16 protein-coding genes are annotated in these 19,682 nt (G+C 37.2%); 13 read left to right on the forward strand and 3 right to left on the reverse strand.

The annotated features are described in order from the left end of the window. The first annotated feature begins 50 nt into the window (after window positions 1-50). The 12 genes from AC4G3L_RS12140 to msrA all read left to right on the forward strand — a co-directional run bounded on the left by AC4G3L_RS12140 (window position 51) and on the right by msrA (window position 11,088). Window positions 51-437, forward strand: a complete 387-nt coding sequence (locus AC4G3L_RS12140; RefSeq protein WP_491077248.1) for a YwqH-like family protein — start codon at window positions 51-53, stop codon at window positions 435-437. A gap of 15 nt (window positions 438-452) precedes the next feature. Further along, complete coding sequence (locus AC4G3L_RS12145; protein WP_491077249.1) at window positions 453-722, forward strand: DUF5344 family protein; 270 nt, start codon at window positions 453-455, stop codon at window positions 720-722. 16 nt (window positions 723-738) lie between these two features. Beyond that, window positions 739-2,370 (forward strand): T7SS effector LXG polymorphic toxin, encoded by a 1,632-nt coding sequence (locus AC4G3L_RS12150; protein ID WP_491077250.1) that lies wholly within the window; start codon window positions 739-741, stop codon window positions 2,368-2,370. 17 nt (window positions 2,371-2,387) lie between these two features. Next, complete coding sequence (locus AC4G3L_RS12155) at window positions 2,388-3,179, forward strand: hypothetical protein (RefSeq protein ID WP_491077251.1); 792 nt, start codon at window positions 2,388-2,390, stop codon at window positions 3,177-3,179. Between the two features lie 520 nt (window positions 3,180-3,699). Continuing rightward, complete coding sequence (locus AC4G3L_RS12160; protein ID WP_491077252.1) at window positions 3,700-4,692, forward strand: hypothetical protein; 993 nt, start codon at window positions 3,700-3,702, stop codon at window positions 4,690-4,692. A 176-nt stretch (window positions 4,693-4,868) separates the two neighbouring features. Further along, a complete protein-coding gene (locus AC4G3L_RS12165; RefSeq protein ID WP_491077253.1) occupies window positions 4,869-6,134 on the forward strand; it encodes a hypothetical protein in 1,266 nt (421 codons plus the stop codon). Between the two features lie 311 nt (window positions 6,135-6,445). Next, entirely contained in the window at window positions 6,446-6,781 is a 336-nt protein-coding gene (locus AC4G3L_RS12170) for an aminotransferase yhxA (protein WP_491077254.1), read from the forward strand. Between the two features lie 23 nt (window positions 6,782-6,804). Beyond that, window positions 6,805-7,203, forward strand: a complete 399-nt coding sequence (locus AC4G3L_RS12175; protein ID WP_491077255.1) for a DUF350 domain-containing protein — start codon at window positions 6,805-6,807, stop codon at window positions 7,201-7,203. Window positions 7,204-7,222: 19 nt separating this feature from the next. After that, on the forward strand, window positions 7,223-7,684 hold the full coding sequence (locus AC4G3L_RS12180) for an RNA helicase (RefSeq protein ID WP_491077718.1): 462 nt from the start codon (window positions 7,223-7,225) through the stop codon (window positions 7,682-7,684). After that, window positions 7,671-8,897 carry a glutathionylspermidine synthase family protein gene (locus AC4G3L_RS12185; protein ID WP_491077256.1) on the forward strand — a complete coding sequence of 409 codons (1,227 nt, stop codon included), beginning with the start codon at window positions 7,671-7,673 and terminating at the stop codon, window positions 8,895-8,897. Before AC4G3L_RS12180 ends, AC4G3L_RS12185 begins: the two co-directional genes overlap by 14 nt. Window positions 8,898-9,057: 160 nt before the next feature. Further along, on the forward strand, window positions 9,058-9,792 hold the full coding sequence (locus tag AC4G3L_RS12190) for a DUF2238 domain-containing protein (RefSeq protein ID WP_491077257.1): 735 nt from the start codon (window positions 9,058-9,060) through the stop codon (window positions 9,790-9,792). Between the two features lie 336 nt (window positions 9,793-10,128). Next, a complete protein-coding gene (msrA, locus tag AC4G3L_RS12195; RefSeq protein WP_491077258.1) occupies window positions 10,129-11,088 on the forward strand; it encodes a peptide-methionine (S)-S-oxide reductase MsrA in 960 nt (319 codons plus the stop codon). 57 nt (window positions 11,089-11,145) lie between these two features. Here msrA and AC4G3L_RS12200 read toward each other — a convergent pair whose 3' ends face one another. From AC4G3L_RS12200 to AC4G3L_RS12210, 3 genes are all read right to left on the reverse strand, one after another. Further along, window positions 11,146-14,664: a bifunctional 2',3'-cyclic-nucleotide 2'-phosphodiesterase/3'-nucleotidase gene (locus AC4G3L_RS12200; RefSeq protein WP_491077259.1), complete on the reverse strand. Its 3,519-nt coding sequence runs from the start codon at window positions 14,662-14,664 to the stop codon at window positions 11,146-11,148. An 859-nt stretch (window positions 14,665-15,523) separates the two neighbouring features. Beyond that, window positions 15,524-16,678, reverse strand: a complete 1,155-nt coding sequence (locus AC4G3L_RS12205) for a glycerate kinase family protein (protein WP_491077260.1) — start codon at window positions 16,676-16,678, stop codon at window positions 15,524-15,526. Window positions 16,679-16,705: 27 nt separating this feature from the next. After that, on the reverse strand, window positions 16,706-18,001 hold the full coding sequence (locus tag AC4G3L_RS12210; protein ID WP_491077261.1) for a GntP family permease: 1,296 nt from the start codon (window positions 17,999-18,001) through the stop codon (window positions 16,706-16,708). Window positions 18,002-18,198: 197 nt separating this feature from the next. Between AC4G3L_RS12210 and AC4G3L_RS12215 the strand changes: the two genes are divergently transcribed. Continuing rightward, window positions 18,199-19,212 carry a CdaR family transcriptional regulator gene (locus tag AC4G3L_RS12215; protein ID WP_491077262.1) on the forward strand — a complete coding sequence of 338 codons (1,014 nt, stop codon included), beginning with the start codon at window positions 18,199-18,201 and terminating at the stop codon, window positions 19,210-19,212. Window positions 19,213-19,682 lie beyond the last annotated feature (470 nt).

Consider the following 19,682-nt stretch of genomic DNA (forward strand, 5'->3'; position numbering starts at 1 on the left):
TAAATGGTATATCGAGAGACTGCGTAATCAAATAATGGCGAGGTGAGAAAATGCAAGATAATAGTCATAGTATTAACTTAATTTATGATGAAATCTCATCGATAAACGGTCAAATACGTCAGAATAATGAAAAGGTAGAACGATTGGAGCGTGCGTATAAGAATATATCAAATAAGCAGGAGGACTATTTCGATAATAAAAGATATATTCATAAGCCGCAACTTACCGGCAGCGTTTGGAAAGGCAAACATGCTGATAAGTTTATGGAGAAAAGAGATGATATAGAGAACGTATACATGAAGGTTGGCAATAAAGATATTCAAAATATGTTAGATAGAATTAGAGATGAAATCGAGCATTACAATGCTATTAATCGAAATTTAAACAATTCAATATCAAGTAAAAGGTCAAGAATTGAGCTGTTGAGAGAAACATAGGAAGGAGGTAAAAGGATGCATGAAATCTATGTTGAAAAAAGTGGAACAGATTCTATTCTTAATGATTTGAAAAGCAAAATTGAATCTCTTGATAAAACAAACCCGCATATTCAATTTGCAGAAAGTAAGATGGATCTAATTAATAAGATTAAACAAGTTGAAGTGGAATATTATCAGATAATAGAAAACTATATAGCTATGCTAGGCGATAGCGAGCTGACTGCAAGATCCAGTATCGAGGATTTGCTTGAAACAGATCGAGAACTTGCCCGTAAAAATCCATAGTTAGGAGGTTAATGCCTTGAAGGTACTGAATGTTAATGAAGTTCTTTCTGAGCTTGATACTTCAATTAAGAAGAAGAAAGAAGAAAAAAAACAAATTCTTGATTTAAGAGATTCACTCAACAAGATAAGTGATTCGAAAGAGTTTATTGATGGCAAGATGGGAAATGCAATCAGAGAGCATTTTACAGTATTACATATACCAGCTGTCCTATTGATTAATCAATTCCTGGATCAATACACAAAACAGCTTAATAAGATTAAGGACTCCATACTAAATTATGAGGATAAGAATGGCCTAATAAATCAGGAATTCATCGAACATGATGTAGAACAAGGCTTAAAGAAAATTGAAAGGATGACAGACGAAATTATAGAGGATATTAATCAAGACTTTAATGGAGTTAGAGATTTAGTCAGTGCTTCTCCTCTAGTAACTTCTTCTATACAATACTCCATAGAATCCACACGACTTCAAAGTAAATCTACAATAGAAGACCTCAATGAATTAGACCAGCAAAGTGTAAAGGAACTAAAAAAATCTTTGGAGGATCTACAAGACATATCCTCTTTCATTAAAAAGATTAAAACATGGTCCAGTAAAGGGATGGTTATTAATGAAAACACCATCACGGAAATCAATAATTATTTTGCAAAGAATGACACACTCAATGAACTGATTGATTCAGCTGTAGAGTTATCCGTAGAACAAGGCGATTCAACAGTGATAGGAGATGTCGCTGATTGGCTTGATAAAATGGGGAAATTTAAAGGCGGCACAGAAATTTTGAAGGCAGCTGGAGCATCAGCAGTACTCCTCTCAAAGGCACTTACTTTAGAGAAAAGTGGTAACGGTAAATTTAAAATTAGTGCACATCCGGATTGGAAACAAAACAGTCAAGGGAAGTATAATTCCCAACTTGCCGAAATCATTCATGGAATCCTTAAGAAAGGCAGTAACAGCTCAGTATCTTTTATACAAAATTATTTTTCGAAATTTAGCAATGCTCCGAGTAGAGTCTTGCGAGCGTTAATTGGAGTAAAACCACATTTAAATACGGCTAACTATAAAGATTTATTCGGTGGATCAATTGCTAAGTACTCAGATAGTGCTCTAGATGCATATAAGGCATTCCCATTCGATATTAAAGCGACACTGAGCCAATTTACAGATGTTAATCAATTTAAAGCATTAATAAAAAAATTACCGTATGCAGGAATTGTGTTCTCAATTGGAACCAATGCTGGAGAATTAATGAGTGATAAGAATAAGTATAAATCTGATTTTGAAAAGGTAGGAAGAGCAGCTGCAGGAATAGGGCTAGATGCTGGAACTGCGGCTTTAATAGGCGCAGGAGCAGCATTAGGTTCAATTATCCCAGGACCGGGTACTGTCATTGGAGGAGCCGTAGGAGCGGCGGTTGGAATAGTTGCTTCCTTTAAACTTGAAGATACGGTAAAAGATAATGGCGAGAAAGCAGGGAAATGGGTTGAAGATACGTATGAAGATGCACGAGATATAGCTAAAAAGACTGGTGGTGCTGTAAAAGATAAAGTTGACGATTTAAAAGAAGCAGCAAATAAAACCGGTGGTGCCTTGAAAGATAAAATGTCCAATGCAGGAGATTTTGTATCAGGATTATTTAATTGATTTGGGAGGGGTATTAATTGATTCAAGTTAACTCTGTAAAATTATCAACCAATGAATTAGCTGCTGCTTTAGCCTTATGTGGGTATAAAAATATTGCAAGTGATTTTATCCTTAACATAAAAAATAGTAATAATGATGAAGAGACTATTAACCGTTTTATAGAGTATACTGGGTCTACTCTCGCAGGTAAAGGTTACTTAGATGAATCTCGGTCTACATTATTAGTTTCTGAAGTAGAAGATCTTTTACATTTATTAATGACATCTACTAGAAAAGTAAGATGTATTAAAGATGAGCATGTTCTCTTTATTCACTGTATAGATAAGGATAATGTGTTAATCCAGGAAATTAAAAATCAGGTTCACTATTTTACTAAAAAACGGAACAAACAGGGGTTTGAACAATTTTTAAGAAGGCATTTTAGAGTAGTTAAAACAAATAATAATTTTTTGAAGAAAAAAAAGACAATGTTCTTGTCCGAGGATCTGTATAATGAATTACATAATTTGGAACCCTCAATATTAGAAAATATGATAAAAGATGATAGATTAGACGACGATTTAAGAGAATTTTTAGAGGACTTTAAATGCAATAATCAGCAATTCGACAATTTAACCTTTATGGAAATGGATTATATTGGGGATAAGATGGATTTAAAACAAGTTCTCTTCATGCTTCCGAACAAATATCATATATGGCATCTTGATTATAGTGAAATTATGAATAAAGAAGTTTATGTTATTCCAACATATAAGGATAATTATTTTAACCTAATTAACAACCAGATATTAAACTTTTTTGATATATAAAACAGTTCAATTAGTTAGGAAACCATAGACTAGGAAGTGGCATATATGAAAAGGATAAGTGCTTTTATATCTGTATTAATGGGTTTAACATTATTGGCTTGGTTTTTGAATGGCTTCATGCCTGTTCCGAGTACGTATATTTTCATAATACTATCTTGTAATAGTATATTTGCTTTTGGTTCAATATTTTCCCAAAGAATGGTGATAGGTTTATATGAAGCAAATGTGTTTGAAGAACAAAAAGGATTTTTTGATCATCTATTTCGATATATCGCTATCATAATATCTGGTATCAATTATTACGCTCAGCTAACATTTAGTTCATTTCCCTTCTTAATTAGAAAGGTGATATCTATTGCTTTTCTTCTATTTCTAATGTGGATTATAGGCTGGATTATGATAGTTTTCGATTAAAAAAATTATTTGAGATGGATATCAAGCTTAGTCTAAAGGATTAACAACGAATAGATTTTGAATAATCTTTTGTTTGGACAGGTTGTTGATTGAGGGGGAACATACAATGAAACACGATAGCTTCACTATTTCTACACAAGATTTAATAATTGGAATGGTAAGATTGGGTTATAAAAAAAGGGCTAAAAAAATTGGCGAGGAATTTTTACAATCAGAAGAACTAAATGAAGTGCTTAGTGTTTCAGGTCAGGTAAATATATCGGAAGATTTAGAGTATATTATGAGATACATAGCTAGTACAAAAACGAAACAGAAAATTAAATGTAGACTAAATGAAAGACAACTTATTTTTTATCCATTTAGAAATGAAGATTTACTTGTTGAAATGATTGATAATAAAAAGCATACCTTTATCGTTCAGCCCCTAAGTTCAAATTTGTCCGAAATACTAAGTGAATTTTATAGTTTAGATACTGAGAAAGATGAATCGGAAACTTCTCGTAGTATAAAAGTTACTTACAGTTTTTATGATTTAATGCATACTGTGGTTGAAAAAGAATTAGAAGAATTTATTGAGGAAAAAGTGGATCGACTAATAATAGATGGAAATGCCAAACCAACAAAAAAGTTTTTAAGAGATTTTAAAGTTAATAAGCAAAAGGTAAATCAAATTGTCTTTATAAATGACAATCGTATAAACTTTACTGAAGTTTTCGTTCCAGGGATAGATTGTATATGGTTTGTAGAATACGAAAATATAAAGAAACAGCAATTAACAATATCCAGTATTAGCAGTAACGCATATTTGCAAAAGGTTGAGAGGCTTATAAAAGAGTTCTTCACTGATTTCCTCAAATTGAGAGAAAATAGGGTCAGAAACAAGTTGTTTTTATTTAAAAGGGGACTTATGTTTTTCGCTAAAAGTAATGCTTTGGTAATTGTTTGTGTAGCCCTTATTTTAATAAATAAAAATAGTTGGGCATATGATGGTGATACGTCCTTAATATTCCTTGTTATTCAAAGTGAAATTTTAATTCTGTTTTTATCATTCTTTGCATGTTTTCACAGGGAGAAAGCCAAATTAAAGATATTAAATTAATAACTTAATTCAAAACTATTTTAAATACTACACGAACTGCTTCTAAGACATTTAAAGTTTTAGAGGCTTTTTTTGACTAAGAATGGTTGAGCGAGTTAATGATGGGGAGGCTAATGCTGTATCAATGATTCATTAAATCGAAACTATGAACTCACCAATTAAGATGTGATACTTACATGGATAATTATATTGGTTTTTTATTGGCTGTGCTTTTATGTAGCATCCCTGCAGGGTTGATAACAGGGGGAGGTATCCCTTTGCCAAGTTCGTACATTTACTTAATTTTTATTACGAATTTAGTATTTTCTTTTGTTTCAATCTTTATGCAAACACTGATACTTCGACTATATGAAATTAATGTTTATGAAGAAAAAAAGGGACTGTTAGACTATACATTTAAATATATAGCTATATTTCTTTCTGGGATTAATTATCATGTACAAATTATATTTAATCGCATCCCAATTATTCTGAATAAATTATTTGCCGGTCTGTTTTGTGGAGCCCATCTGTTTTTAATAACTTTTATTTCGGGAATTGGTATGGAATATTTAGATCGTAAAGAATTAAAAGAAATATTAAGTTCGTCTAGTAGGGGAAGCGGCTTATTAGAAGATTTAGTACAGATAGTGAAATACATAGTTAAAGCAAAACAGAAAATTGTATGCAAATTTGAGGATAAGTACCTTATTTTATATGCTCCTTTAAATGAAAAATTACTAATTGAAATGATTAATGATAATAATCATACTTTTTTTATCCAGCCTTTTCAATCAGATTTATCAAGATTATTAGGAGAGTTTTATGGTTTAGAGGATGAACAAGTAGATTCTAAAACACCATATGCACTAAATATAGATACTAATTTCTATGATCAAATTCATGCAATGACTAAAAAGGAACTTGATCATTTTATAGTAACAGAGATAGATAAATTAATGGAAGAAGAAAGAGCAAAGCCCATTAAGGAATTTTTAAGAGATTTTAAAGATAATAAACAAAAGGCTAGTCCTATTATATTTGCATATGATAATCGTATAAATTTTACAGAATTTTTCTTTCTAGGAAAGAATTATGTTTGGTTTATAGAATACAAGAATGTAAGAAATGATGAAGTAACAATAGCGAGTACCACAAGTAAGCAGTATTTACAGTTAATAGAGGATCATATAAGAAATTTTTTCACGGCTTACCTTAATTCAAAAGAAAATAGGATGGTAAACAAGCTTTTCTTATTTAAAAGAGGAGTTCCATTTTTTATAAAAAGTAATATATTGTTAATAGTTTTTGTGCTGTTATTATTTATCAATAAAAGCAACTGGTCATATGACAGTTATTTGGCAGTAGAAATCAATATTTTTCAAAGTGAAATAATGATTCTATTTTTATCATTTCTAGCATGTTTTAGGAGAAAGAGTGCTCTGTTAAAAGATGTTAAATAGATGAATTACAAATTAATTCATAACCATTATAAAAACCACTGGAATTGCTTCTAAGACATACATGTTTTAGAGGCTTTTTTATTTAGAATTGGTCGAGCGGTTTATCAGTGCATGAATTTTTAATGATTGTTTGAAAAAAGAAGCCAAGAAATTAGCTCAAGCATACGTATACCGATTATTTCCGTAAGCAATGGTTCTGCATAAGTAAGCAAGCTAAATTAAGAGAAGATATAAATTCTTTTACCAACTATTATACTATTTATTGGGATTATTTAGTAAAATATAATAAAAAAGGAAAAGGGGTGATAACATTGAATAAAACCAAGAAAATCATGATTGGTGTGACTGCAACTGCATTAACGATTGGTCTGGTCAGATGCGGTACAACAAATGCGGACCTTCCTCCAAAGCCCACTGATCAAGACTGTAGGGATTGGGACTGGGATGATGAAGACGGTGTATGGGAATGTGACGATGATAGATCGAGTCATTTTGGCCATTATTACTATGGCGGTACATACTATAGGAACAAAAGTTCACTTTTGAATAATGATACCTATCAATCTTATAAAAATAGCTCTTCTTTTAAGGGAGGGATTAAGGCAAGTTCAGGGTTTGGGAGCGGAACGAAAGTATTTGGAGGTTAAGTTAATGGAAAGGGAGGATTTATATGAATTTATATGTTAATTTCCTATCGTACTTGGGAGTAGCATTTTTATTACTTGCTGTAGGGATCGCTTTATTTATCATTACTACGCCTAAGCTGAGGGAATTTAGGCTTATTGCCGAAAAGAATTCAACAGCAGCTATGTCACTCGGCGGTAAAATCGTCGGGCTAGCGATTGTGCTTGGGGCGGCAGTTGAATATTCTGTATCACTCAGGGATATGATGATTTGGGGAGTTATAGGGATTATTTCACAAATTGTTGTGTTCTTACTCGCAGAAGTTCTTACGATCCGCTTTAGTATTCATCAGGCAATTGAGGAGGATAATCAGGCAGTAGGTATTATACTGGTCTCATTATCATTGGCAATTGGGTTAATTTTAGCGAAATGTTTATCTTATTAGATGAGGCAGGGAAGTGGAGATGAAGCAATTAACGTATTATCTCGATAAAGGAAATGGAGATTATGAACCATTTTACCAATATGACCTCCCGACAGTTGGCGTAGATGAGTGCTATGCCAGACAGCTATGCACATATTTTATTGTAAGAGGAACACAATATGAGCTTACATCAAATGAAATGGCTGGTGAAGAGGAAATCCTTGTGGTTAAAGAAACAGGGAGGAATTTGCAGGGCGAGAAAGAAACAAACTACCGCGGTCAAGGAATTCATATTGAATTTCGAAGCCCAGAATTACGGGAAAACTACCGGTTGCTTTCCTGCATTCCTTGCGATGCTCATTATGATGTCCTGCGTTATCTCTTGAAGGATATTGTGGAAGTACCGGGCTCCGGGCAGATGCTCGTGGCGTCTACTGAGGTTGATGAGGATCGTGGCGTCTATGTGATTTATGTCAAGGAGATAAGTGATGTTGACGAATAAGTACCATGAGAGACGACAACAGTTTTATAGAAACATAGAAAGTTTTTGGGCAGATCTTTATGGCGAGGAATATGCCTTGTATGATATGAAGTTGATAAGCCGGCAAGAGGCAGCACATATTCGCTTGGTCACTGAACGGGTTGGCAAGATATTCTTGAAAACAGCCTCGCTGTTGCGAAAAGTTCCTGATGAAACATTTCTTGATATGGGATTTCCTAAAGAGACGCTTTCCTTTTTAAGGCTTAAAACTCTACCAGTCGAGAGTGTCATCGCACGACTGGATCTTATTCCGTTCGGAGATGGATATAAGTGTATCGAGATTAATTCAGATACTCCGACATTTATTAAAGAGTTATTTTATGTAAACGGGAGGATTTGTAGTGAGTTTCGTGTAGAGAATCCCAATGAAGGCTTGGACGCGCAGTTGTATAAGGCAGTTCAGGATAGTATCCGTCAAAGCAGCAAAGGGAGATTTCCGCATATTGTGTTCACTGCTCATGAGGATAATCTCGAGGATCGAGAAACAGTTCAGTATCTTAAACATGCTGTACCCTCATCTAAGTTCACTCCGCTGCATAAGTTGCAAATCCAAAGAGGCGTGGGGCTATTCGATGAGGATGGAGTCAGGATTGATATCCTCTATCGGCAGACTTTTCCAATTGAGAATGCCATATTGGATCAGGATGATGCGGGGAATCCCATCGGCTTGTGGATGCTTGAGCTGGTGGAAGAAGGGAAGCTTTCCATCCTGAATCCACCATCAGCTTTTTTACTGCAAAACAAAGCGGTTCAGGTTGTCATTTGGGGGTTGCATGAAGAGATGCACCCCTTTTTCACGGACCTGGAGCATCAATGGATTGAGGATTATTTCCTGCCTTCGTATCTTGAAGCCGGTCCTTTTTTGGATAAACGTTTACCTTATGTAAAAAAGCCAGCATTTGGGCGTGAGGGTGACACAGTAGAAATTTTTCATGAAGATGGCCGATTAAAGTATGCAGATACTCAAAAATCATACACTGCATATACCTCGGTTTACCAGCTTTATGTCGAGCAGCCTGTGGTGGGTTTTCAAAGCGAAAAGGGGCATCAGGAAGGTCGGCTGCTCTTGGGGAGCTTCCTGCTTAACGGGAAATCTTCTGCCTTCGGCTTCAGGGTTGGGGGTATTATTACCGATAATCTTTCCTATTACCTTCCTGTTGGAATAGGTGAATGAGATAGAATTCTTGTATACCTTTGATGACCAAGGAATACCTTTTGAGGAGGTTCCTTGGTCTTTTAATTTTCAATGTCTATAGTCTTATATCTCCAGGTGCCTAAATACCATACCACTTACAGAGAAGAAAGGTTAAAATATGAGGGAGGAGTGAATTAGAATGGAATATCTAAAATATGAGAAAAGAAAAAACTGGATTTTTAGAGTGGTTCTTCTGCTACTCGCGATATCAGTCATTTATGCCATATATATGATGGTTAATGCTCCGTCAGGCATTGCCAAAAATGAATATGATCGAGTAAAAAGCGACTATGTACTGATGATTTTGCAGTGTTTTACGGGATGTATTGTCATTTTCCTTCCATCCCAACTTGAGCATCGCTTTCGCATCGATATCCCTGATATTATGGAAATCATGTATTTTATATTTTTATTTTGTGCAATCTATCTTGGCGAGGTTCGCAATTTTTATTATAAGATTCCATACTGGGATTCAATTCTACATTGTTTTAGTGCGGGTATGTTGGGGGCTTTAGGATTTGTCATTGTCAATTACCTTAACGATACCAAGAAAACCATTGATTTAAGTCCCTTTTTTGTGACCTTATTTGCCTTTTGTTTTGCTATAACCTGTGGAGCTGTTTGGGAAATTTATGAGTTTGTGGCAGATGGAGTATTAGGGACAAACATGCAAAAATTCATTACAGGAGAAGGGGTTGTCATGATTGGCAGGAATGCTGTTATGGATACGATGGGGGATATCATTGTAGATGCCCTCGGCGCCTTTACTGTCACAGCAATTGGGTATATTAATCTGAAGAAGCGGCAAAAAAGTGAAGCTGAAAGTAATGAAGACACGCAGATATGGAATGAATCAGTAAAGACTGGCTCATGATACAAATGATCAACCCACCTATGAATACTTCATGGAATTAAGAGGGAAGTGCTTAGTTAAATTGGCGTATACGTGGAGAGCCAAAGCAACGGTTTTTCGAAGCGGTTTTCATGCTGAGTATGAAAAAAGTATAGAGGTTGTGGGGCATTGCAAAGCAAAAGGTATAGAAACTTTCTGCTTTGCAATGCCCTTATTTTATTGGTGTGAATGGACATAAGAATGAAATCAAGAGTTGTCTAGAACATCCCATTGGTTTGAATATGAAGGAAGTGGGGTTGGAAAGATAGTAGGGAATTATTTTCTGAAAAAAATATAGCATAGTAAGGAGTGAGCCAAATGGGTAATCAATTGGAACTGGCAACTTTCGCGGGGGGCTGTTTTTGGTGCATGGTCTCCCCGTTCGATGAACAGCCTGGCATTATAAATGTGGTATCGGGTTATACCGGCGGTCATACAGAGAACCCCACCTATGAAGAGGTTTGCAGTGATACTACGGGCCATTATGAGGCGGTTCAAATCACATATGATCCTGAAAAAATGTCATATGAAACATTGCTTAAACAGTATTGGCAGCAAATCGATCCGACGGATGCCGGAGGGCAATTTAATGACCGGGGCCAATCTTATCGGACAGCGATCTTTTATCATACTGAAGAGCAGCACCGTTTAGCTATTAGCTCAAAGAATGAGCTGGCCGAAAGCGGACGCTTTCAGAAGGATATTGTAACGCAGATCCTTCCAGCGGGGCCGTTTTACAGGGCAGAAGAGAAGCATCAGCATTATTATAAGAAGAATCCTTTTCACTACAATCTCTATAAAGAGGGATCCGGCCGAGCTCGTTTTATCAGGGAGAATTGGAAGAATACGAAGAGTGATGAGCAGCTGCGGGCAGAATTAACACCAATCCAATATGAGGTCACAAGAAATAATGCGACTGAGCCGCCATTCCAGAATGAGTATTGGGATAATAAGAAAAAGGGAATCTATGTAGATATCATTTCGGGTGAACCTTTATTTAGCTCTCTTGACCAATATGATGCCGGCTGTGGCTGGCCAAGTTTTACGAAACCGATACAAAGACAGGAAATGGAAGAAAAGCTTGATACTTCGTATGGGATGAGAAGAATTGAAGTGAGATCCAAAACATCAGATTCACATCTGGGACATGTTTTTGATGATGGACCAGGTCCGGACCGAGCTCGCTATTGTATTAACTCCGCAGCGCTCCGATTTATCCCGGTTGATCAGTTAGAGGAAAAGGGATACGGACAATACTTAAGTTTATTTGAAAAGTAAAGATTAGAAAGGACTGCACTAAATCCGTTGGTACGGATTTGGCAGTCCTTTTATCATTTATTCACTTACCTTCTGAATCCTGCCTTCTACTTTATATTCAAACGGAGAAGATAAGGTTTTAACATAATCAACGGTCGCATCTAAATCGACTGGACCGACTTCCATGTCTGTCGATAGCTTACCAAAGCTCGTGCTGATATTTCCATACATATAGTTGTTAATGACAACTGTATATTCTTTATTCGGATCTACTTTACTGCCATCAGGTAAGAGGATATCGACGACTTTCCCTGTTTTTGATAGGTCATCATATGTGTACGTATAGTTAAAGCCGGATACGTGGTAATCTAACCCTCTTGCTGTGATTTGCTCATTTAAAATAACCTCTAAGTCAGCTCCGCTAAGCTTTACTTTGTTTAATACATTACCAAATGGCTGGATGGCGAATAAATCTCCAAATGTCACCTCGCCCGCATCTAGTGGAGAGCGTACACCGCCGCCATTCATTAAGGCGAAATCTGAATCCATGGCTGCCTTCATACCATCGGCAATCAAGTTTCCAAGGGCGATATCACTGAGTTCTCTAGTTGTAGTTGGATAACTTTTTTCAAGAGAAGCTGTATTCTGGCCAATTATTTGTGCTTTGATTGGTTCTACTCTGTCAGCGTATTTTTTTAAGATAGCTGTTACTTCAGGATCCGGAGAATAGTCCTTTTGATAAACCGTTTTAATTTCCCCTGTTTTGCTGACAATATCGCCTGTTAGAGGATCAATGACGAGATCCACGTCAGAGAAAGCATTTCCATAGGAGTAAGCTTGGACTATTAATTTTTGATCAACAACGCGGTTCACGTTTACATGATTATGCGCTGCGAAAATAACATCGACTTCATCATCAATCTGCTCTGCAATCCGGCTTGCATCAAAGGAATCTGTATAGCCGGTTTGTGTTGCAGGATTATGGGCCAGCACGATAATGGCCTCAATGCCTTGTTTTTTAATTTCCTCTGTATACTTGTTGATGGCAGCTACTTCATCTGTGATTTTTAACGATTCATTCCCTTTTGTAACGATCATAGTAGGAGTTTCCTGGGTTACGACGCCAATCACACCAATTTTCTTGCCTTCAGCCTCTAAGACAGTATAAGGTTTAGTGATTAATTGGCCATCCCTTGTATCAAAAGCATTGGCAGCAACTAATGGGAAGTTCATTCCGTCGTAGTCAGCGTTTCCTTTAGGATGATCGCCGCCATTCATCATCCGTTTTAGTTCATCAATTCCCTCATCGAATTCATGATTGCCGAACGTACCTGCATCAAATCCAATTTCTTCTAAAATTTCAATGGTAGGTTCGTCTTGAAACAAAGCAGATACTAATGGGCTTCCTCCAATCATATCTCCTGCGTGTACCAGAAATGTGTTGGGGTTTTTAGCTTCTTCTTGCTTTAATGCAGCAGCCGTATATGAAATCGGACCTGTTGGTAATTCTCCAACGTTAGTGACAGTATCCAACTGACCATGTAAATCATTTAATCCCAATAACTGAACATTGATACCACGATTTAAATCGATATTGAAGATTCCAAAGCCTTTAGAATCTGTTTTACCGGTGTACGTGAATGGTGTTTCATCTGTGATATACTCTTCGGCTTTTGGTGAAGTCGTAAATGTGACATTCACGTCAGAAGAAATAGGAGCAATAGACCAGTTGCGGTCAGCTGTTGGTGTAATTTCTTTTACTTCAGAGATATAATCCATTAGAACTTGACGGTTTTCATCTGCTGAATCAATGACAAGTTCACTGCCTTTTAATCCAGGGAAGTTACCTCCGCCGCCTGCGCGATAGTTGTTTGTGACAACGACAAATTCCTGATTCGGATCAACCGGGATTCCATTGTATTCCAGATTGACAACACGGCTTGATTCAGGATTGATAAGTGTACCATTTGCCGAATATTTTGGAGCCTTCGTCACATCAATTTGATAATTGACACCATCGATGACATCAAAATTATAGACCGCAAAGGAAGGGTTCAATAGTTCTTGTTCACTTGTTTTGGCAGGGTCTATTGTATTATACTTACCTGCTGACATTTCAATCCATTCCTTTACAACGGAGCCTTTGATTTTAACGGCTTTTAATGTATTGTCATAAAGATATAAATCACCAGCGCTTCGGATGGTTAAATCGCCTTTTTTAATATCTGTAAACTCATCAACACCGTTTCGGCCTGCTTTAAATGGAGCGCCAACCGATAAAATAGGAAGATCTTTTAATTCAGGTTTATTTAATTCGATGTATTTTTCTGCATACCATTTTTGTGCATTCGTAACGACCTGAACAGATGGATCATCCTGAACCAGTGCGAAATAGCTGTAAATGTCATCTGTAGTGGTACCGATAGGCGTATTAATATATTTCAATGTGCCTTCGTGATCCTTTTGAACAGCACGAACAATCGATTTATCGGGTTGTACGGACTCGTCGACACCCCTTGTGGAGGATTGAGATTTGGATACGTCCCATTCACCTTTTACTTGTTTCAAAGTCAAATCAATAATCCCAAGTGCAGCGCCACCATAACCTGCTTGCACAGCAGGCACGCCATTGATGGTTCCTTTAGTGTTATCAACACCAGGAAGAGGGTTTCCTGCAGAATCTTTAAATAAGGCATCTAAATCAGCAACTGTTTTTGCCGGGAATACTTTATGTGTGTGTGAAAATGTAATCGCGTCAATACCAGATACTTTACTTAAAGCATATACAGTATCTTCCGTATTATCGCTAGTTCCGCTAAAGCCGGAGTGAGCCATCGCAATGATGACATCAGCACCTTTTTTCTCCATAATCGGAATATATTTTTTAGCTGTTTCTATAATATCCTTTGTAATGACCTTGCCATCAAGATTAACCTTGTCCCACTCGTTGATTTGTGGTGGAACAAATCCAATATAACCGATTTTAATGATTTTCGTTTTTCCGGATTGATCTTTTACTTTTTTGTTAACGATTTTATACGGCTGAAATTTATTAACATCATTGCGTGGGTTTTTATCATGATCATCAATGTATACGTTTGCATTTATGACCGGGAAATCAGCGTCATTATATACTTCGTTCAGATATTTCAACCCATAGTTAAACTCGTGGTTTCCAAGAGTTGCTATATCATAATCCATGATATTCATAGCCTTTATGGCTGGATGTGTTTCTCTTTTTTCTAATGCATCGATTTTTGCTTTATATGTGCCAAGAGGTGTCCCTTGAATAAGATCGCCATTATCAACTAATACGGAATTTTTTACTTCTGAACGTGCTTTCTTTACAAGAGTAGCTGTTTTGGCTAATCCTATTTTAGGAGCAGTGCTATCTTTATAATAGTCATAGCTTAGAAGATTAGTATGAATATCTGTCGTTTCCATAATACGAAGATTAACCTGTGGTTGTTCCTTAGGTTTGTGTGGCTTATGCTTGGTGGCTCCTGCTTCACTTGCCATAAAAGTGGTTGCTGTCAAGACGATTGCCAGTGTACTTGATACAACGATTCGACCTTTATTACTGCTCCATAGTTTCATACTAGGCACCTATCCTTTGTATTTTTTGAAATTTTTAGACTCCACTTACAAATATATCAAATATATTCTAATTAAAGGATAGATAAAGAGAATAACAGGTAAATACTACCATAAAATAAAGTTGACTAGATAAAAAAACAGGTAGCATGACTTAGTTTTTTTAAATGTATAGGTAATTTAGAAGTGCTTACATTTATGCTGTAGGGAGAAGTGAAAGAGTGGTAGATATTCAATGTAAGAAGACTAGGAACTGTCTATTATTAAGATGATGATTAATAATTATAAAGGGAAAAAAGTATCAGATCAGACTAAAAAAGAGGTCATAGCTATTAAACCTGATCTCTTTTATGTTCGAAACTGTAACTCAATTTATATTGAGATAGCAGAGAATGTTCCTGCCAGTTACACCATAAGTAAATCGGAAGCCTCCGAATCAAGGTTCCGAAAACCCTCCGTATAGGAAGTGCCTATATTTATATCCTTGATTAAAGAAATAAATAATAGCACTCGATGTGATCCAGCTTCAGGACCTCGGAGCTCGAGTCATAAGGTGTAGCTGCTGATCAAGGACCTTCAGCACTCTGGTAGTCCGGCTTCAACGGCTAGAAGCTCAGGACATAAGCATGACCTCTGCGGGAGGGAAGAGCGCCAACCTCCGCGCGATCCTGTCTTATGCTCCTCGCGGGCCTACAGGAAGTAGGTCATGAAGACGTTGCCACAGGACGTGGCGTCTTTAGTCTTCGTTCCTTTATTAGAGGCCCTTCAGCACTCTAGATAGTCCGGCTTCAGGGCCTAGACGCTCGAGTCATAAGTGTAGCTTCTGCGGGAGAGCAAAAGCACTCTCCCTCCGCACCTCCTCTTATGCTTGTCGCGTCTGATCAAGGCCCTTCAGCACTCTTGCAATATTCTCACAGGTTCTTTCTATATTTTTAGGGCCGTTTTTTAGGGTTTGGTCTAGGGGAGCGAGTTCTGGGATGATTCCGAAAATGGCATCAAATCCTTTGTCGTATAGTTCTTCGACCCCTTCTCCGATGCAACCGGCAATGGCAATTACTTTTTTATCCAGTTCTTTTGCAGCTTGCGCGACCCCATAAGGTGTTTTACCAAATTGAGTTTGAAAGTCAATGCCGCCCTCACCTGTAAATACGTAGTCAGCATTTTTTAATTTTTCTCGTAAACCGCTGTATTCGATTACAATATTTATCCCTTTTTGAAGGGTAGCATTCGTGAAAATAAGTAAGCCTGCACCCAGCCCACCGGCAGCTCCGGCGCCTGGAGTGTTCCGAACCGCATGCCCTAATTGTTGTTCTACTATGTTAGCATAATGTGCAAGATTCTGATCCAGCTGTTTGACCATCTCCGGTGTGGCGCCTTTCTGTGGTCCGAATACGTTAGAGGCGCCTGTTTCACCACATAGAGGATTAGTCACATCACAAGCTACTATCATAGATATATCAGTCAGACGTGAATCAAGCTGTGAGGTATCAATTGTGTGTAATTGATTTAAGTAGCCGCCTCCCTGAGGGATAGGGTTTCCCTCTTTATTAAGAAACTGGACACCCAGCGCCTCGGCCATACCAGTTCCGCCGTCATTAGTAGCACTTCCGCCAATACCAATGATAATTTTGTTAATGCCCTTATCTAAACAGGCGCGAATTAATTCACCTGTTCCATATGTAGTCGTGATGAGCGGATTTTTTGTTTCTTGGGTGACATGGTGTATCCCGCTGGCCTCAGCCATTTCAATCACTGCAGTTTCCTGATCTCCCATAATTCCATAGCGAGCTTTAACAGGACTGCCGAGTGGACCAGTTACGTCCAGTGAATAGATAGTGCCGCCTGTTGCATCAACGAGTGACTGAACAGTGCCTTCACCACCATCTGCCATCGGAACATGGATATAATCTGCATGTGGATATACCTTTTTGATACCTGCTTCCATTGCTATACATACCTCTTTTGCCGTCATACTCTCCTTAAAGGAATCGGGTGCAAGTACAAATGTTTTGCTCATTGGAAATCCTCCTATAATAGATATTATTTATAAAATAAATCCGAATATAAGCGTGGCAACAATAGTCATAGTCGCACCGACGATTGCTTCATAGCCGACCACGGACATCCTTTGTTTAATAGACATGTTCATGCTTTGTGCTGTCACATGAAAATAGTTCCCATGCGGTAATGAGTCAATTACAGTTGCTCCTGAGTGGACCATAACAGAAGCGGCAAGTGGTGCAACTCCCATGTCTAAAATGGCTTGGCTGAATGACCCCGTGGCAATAATAACGCCCGTAGATGTAGAAGCAGTGGCAGCTGCCATTAAAATACCTGCTATAGGTGCCAAGAATGTACCGGAAATACCAGAAGCATCAATTATAGAAACGACTTGTGCTGATAGATTAGAATGCGATATTAATCCACCGATGGCACCTGCACCAATTAAGATCAACACAGTTACTGTCATTCTATCCAAGCCTGATGCAGTATATTTCAACAGATTCTTCGATTTTCCCATGGCGATTGTTCCGATAATCCCTGCAAGCGGAAGAATATACATGGCATCCACTTTAAAGTTGGATAAAGCTTCAATATTTAAAATAGATCCTAATGGATTAATCATTAATAAAACAATGGCTACCAATGGAGCAATGATTGCTTTTTTTAATGAGGGATAGTGGGCTGAATCATGATTAAAGTCTACAACCTCATCATTTGAGACTTTTTCACCTTTATTTTTTATTAAAGAGGCAATAAGGACAGTAGTGATTAAGCCAAAAACCGCCGGAATAAGGCCGGCAATCATAACATCGCTAAGTTCCAAGTCAAAGCCTCGGGCTGCTGCAATGGTATTCGGGTTTGGAGAAATGATGTTTCCAGCTTTCCCTCCTCCAGAGAGTGCTAATAATAAAGCTAACTTTGATATCCCCATTTTGTTACCAATAGATAAGGCGATAGGTGCTACAATCAGGACAGCTACAGGGATGAATACCCCAACGGCTGTAATAATCATGGTGGCAAGAGCTAAAGCAATGAGTGCCTTCTTTTCTCCTAATTTAGAAACAATTGATTGGGCAATCGTTTCTGCCGCTCCGGATTCCATCATGACACCGGCTAGAACTCCAGCGGCAAGTACGCGAATAACAGTACCCATAACACTTTGAGTGCCGCCAACAAGAATATTAATGGTTTCCTCAAGATTGGCTCCACCTATTAAACAACCAATAATGGCTCCTAAAAATAGAGCATACAGCGGGTTCAGCTTTTTTAAGATTAAGACAATGGCAATTGCCAGACCGGCTAAAGCCCCAAACCAACTAATCATAATCCCGTCCATCTCGTAACCTCCTAAGTTGTATTGAATACGTTATCATTATATTTTGATAGCGGTTACATTTCTATTGATATATAGATGATTTTATTTATGCAAATGCACAAATAAAGAGATTGGAAGATTGTTAGTTTATACTAGAAATAGAGAGTTTTTTGAAAGCTAAAATTAAGCTTCAGAAATGTAGAAAGGTTCTGTCCATCATGTATCAGTTAACAACTAAACAGGCACAGCATATTGTTAATAAAATGGTGAAAGATATTCCATATAATATCAATATTATGAATGAAAATGGCGTAATCATTGGCAGCGGGAGTAAGGGAAGGGTTGGAACCACTCATACTGGAGCGATTAAGGCCTTGCAGTTAGGCAAGATGGTTACTATAACAGAGGACAACAAGTATGAGAAAAAGGGTACAAATGAACCCATTGTAATTGATGGGAAAATGGTGGGAGTTATCGGAATAAGTGGAGAACCTGATGAGGTGATCCCGTTTTGTAAATTGGTTAAAACGACCGTCTCTTTATTGATTGAACAAGGAATCGCATTGATGAATATGGAAGAGGCCAGTAGAAAAAAGTTAGCATTTCTAAGATTGTTAGTAGATGAAAAAACGCAGTATACCGCCGAAATAAAAAAAGAAGCCCTTTATTATCAGCTTGATCTGACAAGGGAAACTTCTGTTCTGGTAGCAAAACCAAAGCCAACCTCTGGTAAAATAAACTATCCTGTTTTTGAGGAAGAAGGATATTCTATCATAATGATACAAAATAAAAGTGATGTCGTGCCCTTGGTTCATCAGTTGATTAATGAAGAATCTGCTATGCAAATCAGTATTGGAAGCTATGTAGATACTATTTCGGAGAGCTATCATCAAGCGATCAGGGCTATGCAAATCAGTGAAAAGTTAAATTTTCCAAAGAGGATTGTCTATTATAAGGATGTTTGCTTTCTGTCCAGAATTAACGAGATAGAAATTGATTCGTTAATTGATATTTCCTACATTAAAGGTTATCTTACTTCCTCACCAGAACTGTTGGAGACTTTACAAAGCTTTATTAATAATAATGGCAATATAACATTGACGTCAAAAGAGCTGCATATTCATAGAAATACGTTGCAATACCGGCTGAACAGGATTAAGGAGATAACAAATAAGGATCCAAAGCAACTTTTTGAATTATTTGAGCTGATTTACGTCATATTGAAAACGTAAATTTTTTTATTTTTAAGAGGATGGGACATAAGAATTTCAGTCAATGATAAATCCGAAGTATTAGGTGATATTTTTATAAATATTTCGCCTAATAGTTTGGATTTTTATTTGTTTTCAATAGATTGGTTACTACTGTATCCCATTATTAAACTTAGTGGAATGGAGCGGAAGCCACCGACTCCTGCGGGAAGTAGAGGAAAGGCTGAGACCTGAGCAAGGCGTAGCCGAGGAGGCTAAAGCCTTCCTCCCCGCGGAAAGCGAGTGGAGTAAGCGCGCAATGGAACGAACTTTTCTTCCAACTTAACTCTTGAATAAGTAACAAAGCTGATAAATTAGATATCGTTCGTCTTTTCAGGATTGCCTATAAGTTATGTCCTAGCCTCTTTTTTAATGGGAAAATAAAATAGCAAAGAAAGTAGGATACAGGCATGAAAAAAGTTTGTGAATTCATTTTGAAAAAAACTAACTAA

Source organism: Bacillus sp. z33 (assembly GCF_058313615.1).

Excerpts from the sequence above, each read along its gene's own strand:
- AC4G3L_RS12215 (WP_491077262.1), top strand. The coding sequence starts at position 18,199 with ATGTATCAGTTAACAACTAAACAGGCACAGCATATTGTTAATAAAATG.
- AC4G3L_RS12145 (WP_491077249.1), top strand. The coding sequence starts at position 453 with ATGCATGAAATCTATGTTGAAAAAAGTGGAACAGATTCTATTCTTAAT.
- AC4G3L_RS12210 (WP_491077261.1), bottom strand. The coding sequence starts at position 18,001 with ATGGACGGGATTATGATTAGTTGGTTTGGGGCTTTAGCCGGTCTGGCA.
- AC4G3L_RS12175 (WP_491077255.1), top strand. The coding sequence starts at position 6,805 with ATGAATTTATATGTTAATTTCCTATCGTACTTGGGAGTAGCATTTTTA.
- AC4G3L_RS12165 (WP_491077253.1), top strand. The coding sequence starts at position 4,869 with ATGGATAATTATATTGGTTTTTTATTGGCTGTGCTTTTATGTAGCATC.
- msrA (WP_491077258.1), top strand. The coding sequence starts at position 10,129 with ATGGGTAATCAATTGGAACTGGCAACTTTCGCGGGGGGCTGTTTTTGG.
- AC4G3L_RS12140 (WP_491077248.1), top strand. The coding sequence starts at position 51 with ATGCAAGATAATAGTCATAGTATTAACTTAATTTATGATGAAATCTCA.
- AC4G3L_RS12160 (WP_491077252.1), top strand. The coding sequence starts at position 3,700 with ATGAAACACGATAGCTTCACTATTTCTACACAAGATTTAATAATTGGA.
- AC4G3L_RS12190 (WP_491077257.1), top strand. The coding sequence starts at position 9,058 with ATGGAATATCTAAAATATGAGAAAAGAAAAAACTGGATTTTTAGAGTG.
- AC4G3L_RS12200 (WP_491077259.1), bottom strand. The coding sequence starts at position 14,664 with ATGAAACTATGGAGCAGTAATAAAGGTCGAATCGTTGTATCAAGTACA.
- AC4G3L_RS12185 (WP_491077256.1), top strand. The coding sequence starts at position 7,671 with ATGTTGACGAATAAGTACCATGAGAGACGACAACAGTTTTATAGAAAC.
- AC4G3L_RS12205 (WP_491077260.1), bottom strand. The coding sequence starts at position 16,678 with ATGAGCAAAACATTTGTACTTGCACCCGATTCCTTTAAGGAGAGTATG.
- AC4G3L_RS12180 (WP_491077718.1), top strand. The coding sequence starts at position 7,223 with ATGAAGCAATTAACGTATTATCTCGATAAAGGAAATGGAGATTATGAA.